The following is an 8,268-nucleotide window of genomic DNA, read 5'->3' on the forward strand; positions in this document are numbered from 1 at the left end:
CCTACCGCAGAAGTTCCTCAGCGATGCGGGCAAATGCCTTGACGTCAAGCATTTCTCCGCGCAACTGCGGATCGAACCCTGCGGCCTCGATCGCCGCCGATGCGGCAGCCGACGAGCCCGCCCTGCCGGACAGCGCGGCCCGCAGCATCTTGCGCCGTTGCGCGAAGGCCGCGTCGATCACCTCGAAGACCTCGGCGCGCGTGGCGGACGTCTCCGGCGGGGGCTGCCGGGTGATGCGCACGAGCCCCGAATCCACGTTGGGCACGGGCCAGAACACCTTGGGCGGCACGGTGCCGACCCGCGAGGTCTCGGCGTACCAGGCGGCCTTGGCGCTGGGCACCCCGTAGATCTTCGAGCCCGGCGGTGCGACGAGCCGGTCCGCCACCTCCAACTGCACCATCACCAGCCCCCGTGTCCAGTCGGGGAACAGTTCGAACATGCGCAGCAGCACCGGCACGGAGACGTTGTACGGCAGGTTCGCCACCAGCGCGGTGGGCGCCAACGGCAACTGCTCCACCTGCAGGGCGTCGGCCTCGACGACGTGCAGCCGCGCGGCCACGTCGTCGCCCATCCGTTCCCGCACCGTCTGCGGGAGCCGCCGTGCGAGCCGCTCCTCGATCTCCACCGCGACGACGGTGGCGCCGCGCTCCAGCAACCCCAGCGTCAGCGACCCGAGCCCGGGGCCGATCTCCAGCACCACGTCCTCGGCAGTGACCTGCGCCAGGTCGACGATGCGCCGCACGGTGTTGGGGTCGATGACGAAGTTCTGGCCGCGCTGCTTGGTGGGGCGCAGGTCGAGCTCCACGGCGATCTTCCGCACTGACGACGGGTCGAGCAGGCCCAGCTCAGGCATCTCCCCACCGCTCCCCGTAGGCCGCGAAGGTATTGGCGGTCACCTGGTCGCAGAACTCGGCGAGATCCGCCCCGAGCAGATCTGCCAGGAAGCGCACGGTGTGGGGCAGCAGGTAGGGCGCGTTCGCCTTGCCCCGCTGCGGCTTGGGCGTGAGGTACGGCGCATCCGTCTCCACCAGGATCCGGTCGAGCGGAGTGGCCAGGGCGGCCTCCCGCAACGGCTCTGCCGAACCGAACGTGACCACCCCGGGGAAGGAGAGCCAGGCGCCGCGCTCGAGGCAGCGCGTGGCGAAGTCGGCGTCGCCGGAGAAGCAGTGCATCACGACGCGCTCAGGCACGCCCTCATCGTCGAGGACGCGCAGGATGTCGTCGTGCGCGTCCCGGTCATGGATCATCAATGTCTTGCCGTGGCTCTTCGCCCAGCCGACGTGGCGGCGGAACGACACCTCCTGGATGCGACGGCCCTCGTCCTCGCGGGTGCGGTAGTAGTCGAGGCCGGTCTCCCCCACCGCGACGACCCCCGGGTAGGCCACCAACTCCGCCATGAGAGCGAGATCCGCCTCCAACTGCTCCTCACCCTGCTGCAGGAAGGTGCGCGCCGCGTCGTTGGGGTGGAGCGCGACCGCGGCCCTGATCTGCGGATCCCGCGCCACCAGGTCGACGGCGTGGTGGGCGCTGGGGATGTCGCAGCCCACCTCGATGATGCGTGTCACGCCCACCTCCGCTGCGAGGCGCACGTTGTCGGCGACCTGCAGGCCCGAATACTCCGCCGTCGAGCTGAGGTGGGTGTGGTTGTCGATCACCGGGCGCGGCAACGGCTCCGGCAGCGGGGGCAGGCCCAGTTCCTCGATGACGTTCATCACTTCTCCTTGTCTGCCAACGCGGCCGCATACAGCTCTTTACGGTTGGTGCCGGTGACCTTCGCCACCTCGGCCACCGCCGCCGACAGTTTCGCACCACCGGCCATGGCCTGCCGAACCAGCGCGAGCGCGTCGTCGGCCGAGGTCTCCTGCTGTTCGGCGCCGGCGATGACGACGGTGACCTCGCCGCGCACCTCCCCAGCCGCCCACGTCGCCAGGTCCGACAGCGGCCCGCGGATGACCTCCTCGTAAGGCTTGGTCAGCTCGCGACACACCGCTGCGGGCCGTCCGGCGCCGAGCTCGGCGGCGGCGTCGGACAGGAAATCATCCAGGCGGTGCGGCGCCTCGAAGAAGACCATGGTGCGCTCCTCAGCAGCCAGCTTCGCGAGCCTGCGGCGCCGCTCGCCCGCCTTGCGGGGCAGGAAGCCCTCGAAGCAGAAGCGGTCCACGGGCAGCCCGGAGACGGCCAGGGCGGTGAGCACCGCGGAAGGGCCGGGGACTGCGGTGACGCGCAGCCCCTCGTCGATGCAGGCGGTGACCACTCGGTAGCCGGGGTCGCTGACCGACGGCATCCCGGCATCGGTGACCAGCACCACCCGCTGCCCGGCCGCCACGGCCTCGACCAGTTCCCGCGTGCGGGTGGCCTCGTTGCCCTCGAAATAGCTGACCACCTTGGCCCGCGGCGCGATGCCCAGCCGCCTGGTCAAGGTGAGGAAACGACGGGTGTCCTCAGCTGCGATCAGATCCGCCGAAGTCAGTGCGTCGCGCAGCTTCTGGCTGGCGTCCTCCGACGAACCGATCGGTGTGGCTGACAATATCAGCACTCCATCGCTCAGTTCATGCATGGGTAGAGCCTATGATGCCTGTGTGCAAAGGACCTTGGACGCGCTCGACGATGGCCGACTCCGCGACCGGATGGTCGGGTGGGTCGTGACGATAGGCATCACGCTGATGGCCTTCGGCCTGCGGTTCTACAACCTCGGGCATCCCAACAAGGTGCTCTTCGACGAGACCTACTACGCCAAGGACGCCTGGGCCATCCTCCAGTCCGGCTATGAACGCAACTGGGCCAAGGACATCAACGACCAGATCATCCAGGGCGATCTCAGCGGCATGGAGGAGACCGGCTCGTTCGTCGTGCACCCGCCCCTGGGCAAGCTCCTCATCGGCGCGGGCGAGGCCATGTTCGGCATGAACCCGTTCGGTTGGCGTTTCGCGGCGCTGGTCTTCGGTGCGCTGCTGGTGTTCTTCACCATCCGTCTGGCCCGGCGACTGTCGCGCTCGACGCTGATCGGCGCCATCGCCGGCCTCCTGCTCACGTTCGACGGCCTCGCGTTCGTGATGAGCCGCATCGCTCTGCTCGACATCTTCCAAGCCACGCTGGCGGTGGCGGCGATCTCAGCGCTGGTGGCCGACAGGGACTGGTTCCGCCACCGGTTGGCGGACCACCTGCGCAGAAACAACCTCGACGACCTCGGCGGACGGTTCGGCCCTTTGATGCTGTTCAGGCCGTGGCGCCTTCTCTCCGGCATCCTGTTCGGCCTGTCCTGCGCGGTGAAGTGGAATTCCATCTATCTTCTGGCGGTCTTCGGCATCGTCGCGGTCGCCTGGGATCTGGGCGCCCGCCAACTCGCAGGCGCCGGCAGTAGGAAGTGGTTCTCGATCCTGATCGACGCGCCCGCCGCCTTCGTGCAGCTCGTCGTCGTGGCCGTGCCCGTCTATGTGGCCACCTGGTGGAACTGGCTCGCGACGCAGGGCGGATACAGCCGCGACTGGGGCCTCAACAACCCGGATCACGTGTTGGTGCGGTTCTTCGGCAAGCCGCTGGGGTCGTTGATGTGGTACCACAAGCAGGCCTACGACTTCCACACCAGTGAACGCATGATGACGGAGACGACCCACCCGTACGAGTCGCATCCGGCCAGCTGGATCCTCATGTTGCGGCCCATCGGCATCGAGGCTGAGAACAACATCCAGCCCGGAGACCAGGGCTGCGAGGCGGTGGGCTCGACGTGTATGCGGATCATCTCCGGCATGGGCACCCCGTTCCTGTGGTGGGCCGCGGCGATCGCGCTGGTGGCCGCGCTCTACTTCTGGGTCTTCAAACGCGACTGGCGCTTCTCGGTGCCGGTGTTGGCGCTGTGCGGAGCTTGGCTGCCGTGGTTCCAGTACGCGGAGCGGCCCATCTTCTTCTTCTATGCGATCATGATGATCCCGTTCAGCTCCATCGCGCTGGCCATGGTGATCGGCAAGATCCTGGGGCCGGAGGATCATCCCCGACGGCGGCTGAGGGCGCTGATCTCCGGGTTGATCGTGGTGATCGTGATCCTGAACTTCGCCTACATCTACCCCATCCTGACGGCGGAGCTGATCAGCCGCGACGGTTGGTGGGCACGGATGTGGCTGGGTAACGCCTGGGTCTGACGCCGGCCGGCCGACGACAAGGCCTCACCGCGGTTGCTCACTTTGACCCCCAGGGTTCCGTTTGTCGGAGGGGCAGGCAAGAATGTGGCCGTACTGTCCCCTTCGACACAGGTTGGTCAACGATGTCCCGCTTTTCACAAGCTATCGTTGCAGCGCTGTCGGCGGCTTTAGTCGCAACCACTGCTGTAACGCCCATGCTGTCTCAGACAGCGTCCGCGGCCCCGGCCACTACCCAACAGGACCCGCTCGTCCTGCGGTACGAGGCCCCGGCCCCTCTCAACCGGTGGCAGGAGGAATCCCTCCCCATCGGTAACGGCGCGCTCGGCGCATCGATCTTCGGCCAGATCGCCAACGATGAGGTCTTCCTCAACGAGAAGACGCTCTGGACCGGCGGCCCCGGCGTGCCCGGCTACCGGTACGGCAACTATCCGGAGGACCAGATTGAGCAGCGCCGCGCCAACCTGGAGCAGGTGCGCGAGACCATCAACTCCAACGGCAAGATGGGCTCCGGCGAGGTCGCTCGCCTGCTGGGCCAGCCCAAGCTCGGCTACGGCGAATACCAGTCGTTCGGCAAGCTCCAGTTCGCCTTCAACAACGGCGAGGGCACGGCCACCGAGTACGAGCGCAGCCTCGACATCGACAACTCGATCGCCAAGGTCAGCTTCAAGGTGGGCGAGACCACCTTCACCCGCGAGTACATCGCGTCGTACCCCGACAACGTCATCATGATGAAGATCTCGGCCGATCAGCCGGGCAAGGTCAACTTCACCACGACGTACGACCGCAAGCTTCAGGGCCTCAACGCAGATCGCCAGCACGGCCCCACCCGTGAGGCGCTCGCCACCGGCACCGTCACCGCAGAGGGCTCCCGCATCACGCTGAGCGGCGTCTCGGGTAACAACGGCCTGAAGTACAACGCGCAGGCTGATGTGGCCACCGAGGGCGGCACGACGTCGGCTTCCGGCGCCTCGATCACCGTGGCCGGCGCGGATTCGGCCACCATCGTGTGGGCCGCAGCCACCGATTACGGCCCGGAGTACGACCCCGACATCACCAAGTCCTACCGCAACGGGCAGACCGCCGAGCAGGTCGCCGCAGGCGTCACCGCGCGTGTCGACGGAGCCCAGGACAAGGGCTGGGACGGTGTGGTCACCGCCCACCAGGCTGATTACAAGGCCATCTATGACCGCGTGAAGCTCGACCTCAACGGCGCGGCCCTCACCGTGCCGACGAACCAGGCGCGCTCCGCCTACCGCGGCACGTCAGACCAGGACCGCACGCTGGAGACCATGTACTACCAGTACGGCCGCTACCTGCTGATCTCGTCGTCGCGTGACCGCGTGCTCGGCGCAGCCAACCTGCAGGGCGTGTGGAACGAACGCAACAATCCGCCGTGGTCCGCTGACTACCACACCAACATCAACGTCCAGATGAACTACTGGCCGGCTCTCTCCGGCAACATGCCTGAGACCTACGACGCCTACCTCGACTACATCACCTCGCTGGTGGGCGCAGGCGAGACCTCGGCGAAGAACATCTTCGGCTACGACGACACCTGGATGGTCATGAACGAGACCACCCCGTGGGGCTTCACCGGCGTGTTCGACTGGGCCACCGCCTTCTGGTTCCCGGATGCCAACGCCTGGCTGGCGCAGGCCTTCTGGTGGAAGTACCTCTACACCGGAGACGAAGACTTCCTCCGCGACGAGGCCTACCCCATGCTGAAGAAGACCTCGAACTTCTGGACGCAGTACCTCGTTGAGGATCCCCGCGACGGCAGCCTGGTCGCCAACCCGTCCTACTCCCCCGAGCACGGCGACTTCACCGCCGGCGCGGCCATGACCCAGCAGATCGCCACCGAGCTGTTCCAATCCACCATCGAGGCGGCCGAGATCCTCGGTCTCGACTCCGAGGTGGCAGAGATCAAGGCCACGCTGGCCGACACCTACGACGGCCTGGAGATCTCCCCGAACACCGGGATGCTCCGCGAGTGGAAGAACTCCGATGACCTCGGCGAGATCGGCCACCGCCACGTCTCGCACCTGTACGCGCTGTGGCCGGGCCGAAACATCTCCGTCAACACCACCCCGGATCTGGCTGAGGCCGCCCGCAAATCGCTGGAACACCGCGGCTACGGCGGTACCGGCTGGTCGATGGCTTGGAAGATCAACTTCTGGGCCAAGCTGTTCGACGGTGATCGCGCCCACCAGATGGTGCGCAACATCATCTCCAACTCCACCTACCCCAACCTCTGGGATGCGCACCCGCCCTTCCAGATCGACGGCAACTTCGGCGCCACCTCCGGCATCAACGAGATGCTCGTGGCCAACGATCCCGGCCTGATCAGCGTGCTTCCCGCCATCCCGGCTGCCTGGGCTGACGGCTCGTTCGACGGCATCAAGGCCTGGAACGATGTCACCGTGGGTGCCACCTGGAGCGCCGGTGCAGCGGAAGAAATCCGCATCGCCACCGGCAACGCCGGCCCGGTGCAGGTCAAGACCGCGCTGGCAACGGCTCCTGTCACCGTCCGTGATGCCGCTGGCACCCTGGTCGCCTCGACCCGCGCTGACGGCATCGTCGAGTTCGACGCCGCTGCTGATGGCTCCTACACGATCACCGGCGACACCAAGCTGTCCGTGACCGCTGCTCCGGCATCGCTCGAGTACTCCACCGACGGCACCGTCACCGTTGGGTACACCGGCGCCCCCGCCGGCGCTCAGATCCTCGTCGACGCCCCCGAAGGTTGGCAGGTTTCCCCCGTCCGCCAGGTGGCCGCCGAGGGTGACGGCACCGCGTCGTTCACTGTCCGCGCGCCCAACGAGGGCGACCAGGGCACGCTGCGGGTCAGCCTGGTGGCTCCCGAGACTGAGGTCACGGCCACCGTCGGCATCCAGCTGATCGATCCGGCCGCCATCCCTGTCGCCACCGTGGCGGCCTGGAACAGCGCCGAGATCACCGGCGAAACTGCCCCCAACGGCTTCGTCACCGCCGCTATCGACGGCAACCCGTCGACGTTCTGGCACACCCAGTGGAGCGGCGCCAACCCCACCTACCCGCACTACATCGTGCTGGATCTGGGTGAGGACACCGAGTTCCAGTCCTTCGTCTACACGCCGCGGCCGAAGGCTGACTGTGGCTCGTCGAACGATCCCGCAGTCTGCAACGGCCAGATCGGTGACTACGAGATCCAGGTCGCCACTGGCGGCACGTGGGTCGCGCCCACCGCTGCCCAGCTGCGTCAGGCCCAGTACGCGGAACCCGCAGACGCCACCTACACCACGGTGGCCAACGGCACGTTCGAGAAGAACACCGAGCCGAAGGTTGTGACCTTCGACGAGCCGGTGACGGCCCGCTACATCAAGCTCATCGCCACCAGCCCCGCGGCTGCCGGCCAGGCTTGGGCACAGGCCGGCGAGCTCGGCGTCCGCGGCGTTGACGCGGCGGCTCCGGATCCGCTGCCCAACGCGGCGCTGACCGCAGACCCGGCCACTGTTGCGGCCGGCGGGGAGCTGACCCTCACCGGCTCCGGCTGGGGCGCTAACGAGACGGTGACCATCACCCTTGGCGATGCCTCGGTCACCGCCACCGCTGATGCTGAAGGCAACTTCACCGCCACTCTCGAGGTGGCGGCGGATGCTGCTCTCGGCGAAGCTGAGGTGCTGGCCGTGGCTGAGAACAACGCTGCCGCGGTGACCACCGTCACCATCACGGAGGCCGCGGACAGCGACGGGCCGGCAATCACGCCCATCGGCGCCCAGAGCACCACCGTCGGCGAGCCGTTCAGCCTCCAGGTGGCTGCCACCGACGAGTCCGAGCCGCTGCGCTACTCGTTGGTCAACGCCCCCACGTGGATGAAGATCGACGCCGCCACGGGCGCCATCACCGGCACCCCCACGGGTGCGGGCGAGTTCACCGTGACCGTCAACGTCGTCGACGCTGCGGGCAACCTGACGCAGGAGACCTTCACGTTGACCGTGGCTGCGGCGTCCACCCCGCCCACCACGCAGCCCCCGACGGACGACCCGACGACGCCTCCGACGACTCCTCCCACCACTCCCCCGGCCAGCAAGCCGAAGAAGTTCGTGCGGGAGGCGCCGTACACGCTGGCGGGGCTGCACCGGCATCTGAATGG

The 8,268-nt window shown here is 67.6% G+C and carries 5 protein-coding genes; 2 read left to right on the forward strand and 3 right to left on the reverse strand.

Annotated features, from left to right (window positions below; genetic code table 11):
• Position 1: 1 nt before the first annotated feature.
• Genes rsmA through rsmI form a run of 3 tightly spaced genes read right to left on the reverse strand, consistent with a single transcriptional unit; the run spans position 2 to position 2,557 of the window.
• Entirely contained in the window at positions 2-853 is an 852-nt protein-coding gene (gene rsmA, locus BN1186_RS05880; RefSeq protein ID WP_040283139.1) for a 16S rRNA (adenine(1518)-N(6)/adenine(1519)-N(6))-dimethyltransferase RsmA, read from the reverse strand.
• A complete protein-coding gene (locus BN1186_RS05885; RefSeq protein WP_040283140.1) occupies positions 846-1,712 on the reverse strand; it encodes a TatD family hydrolase in 867 nt (288 codons plus the stop codon). The genes rsmA and BN1186_RS05885 overlap by 8 nt, the downstream gene beginning before the upstream one ends.
• Positions 1,712-2,557 (reverse strand): 16S rRNA (cytidine(1402)-2'-O)-methyltransferase, encoded by an 846-nt coding sequence (gene rsmI / locus BN1186_RS05890; RefSeq protein WP_040283141.1) that lies wholly within the window; start codon positions 2,555-2,557, stop codon positions 1,712-1,714. Before rsmI ends, BN1186_RS05885 begins: the two co-directional genes overlap by 1 nt.
• Here rsmI and BN1186_RS05895 point away from each other — a divergent pair.
• Positions 2,556-4,136 (forward strand): dolichyl-phosphate-mannose--protein mannosyltransferase, encoded by a 1,581-nt coding sequence (locus tag BN1186_RS05895; protein ID WP_180349027.1) that lies wholly within the window; start codon positions 2,556-2,558, stop codon positions 4,134-4,136. The genes rsmI and BN1186_RS05895 overlap by 2 nt on opposite strands.
• A gap of 194 nt (positions 4,137-4,330) precedes the next feature.
• A partial coding sequence (locus BN1186_RS05900) for a glycosyl hydrolase family 95 catalytic domain-containing protein (protein ID WP_052459846.1) occupies positions 4,331-8,268 on the forward strand: 3,938 nt, incomplete at its 3' end.

The organism is Tessaracoccus massiliensis (genome assembly GCF_000826065.2).
Taxonomy (GTDB): domain Bacteria; phylum Actinomycetota; class Actinomycetes; order Propionibacteriales; family Propionibacteriaceae; genus Arachnia; species Arachnia massiliensis_A.

What these genes read in the sequence shown, in the direction of transcription:
- rsmA (WP_040283139.1), bottom strand. Translation starts at nt 853, where the DNA reads ATGCCTGAGCTGGGCCTGCTCGACCCGTCGTCAGTGCGGAAGATCGCC.
- BN1186_RS05885 (WP_040283140.1), bottom strand. Translation starts at nt 1,712, where the DNA reads ATGAACGTCATCGAGGAACTGGGCCTGCCCCCGCTGCCGGAGCCGTTG.
- BN1186_RS05895 (WP_180349027.1), top strand. Translation starts at nt 2,556, where the DNA reads ATGGGTAGAGCCTATGATGCCTGTGTGCAAAGGACCTTGGACGCGCTC.
- rsmI (WP_040283141.1), bottom strand. Translation starts at nt 2,557, where the DNA reads ATGCATGAACTGAGCGATGGAGTGCTGATATTGTCAGCCACACCGATC.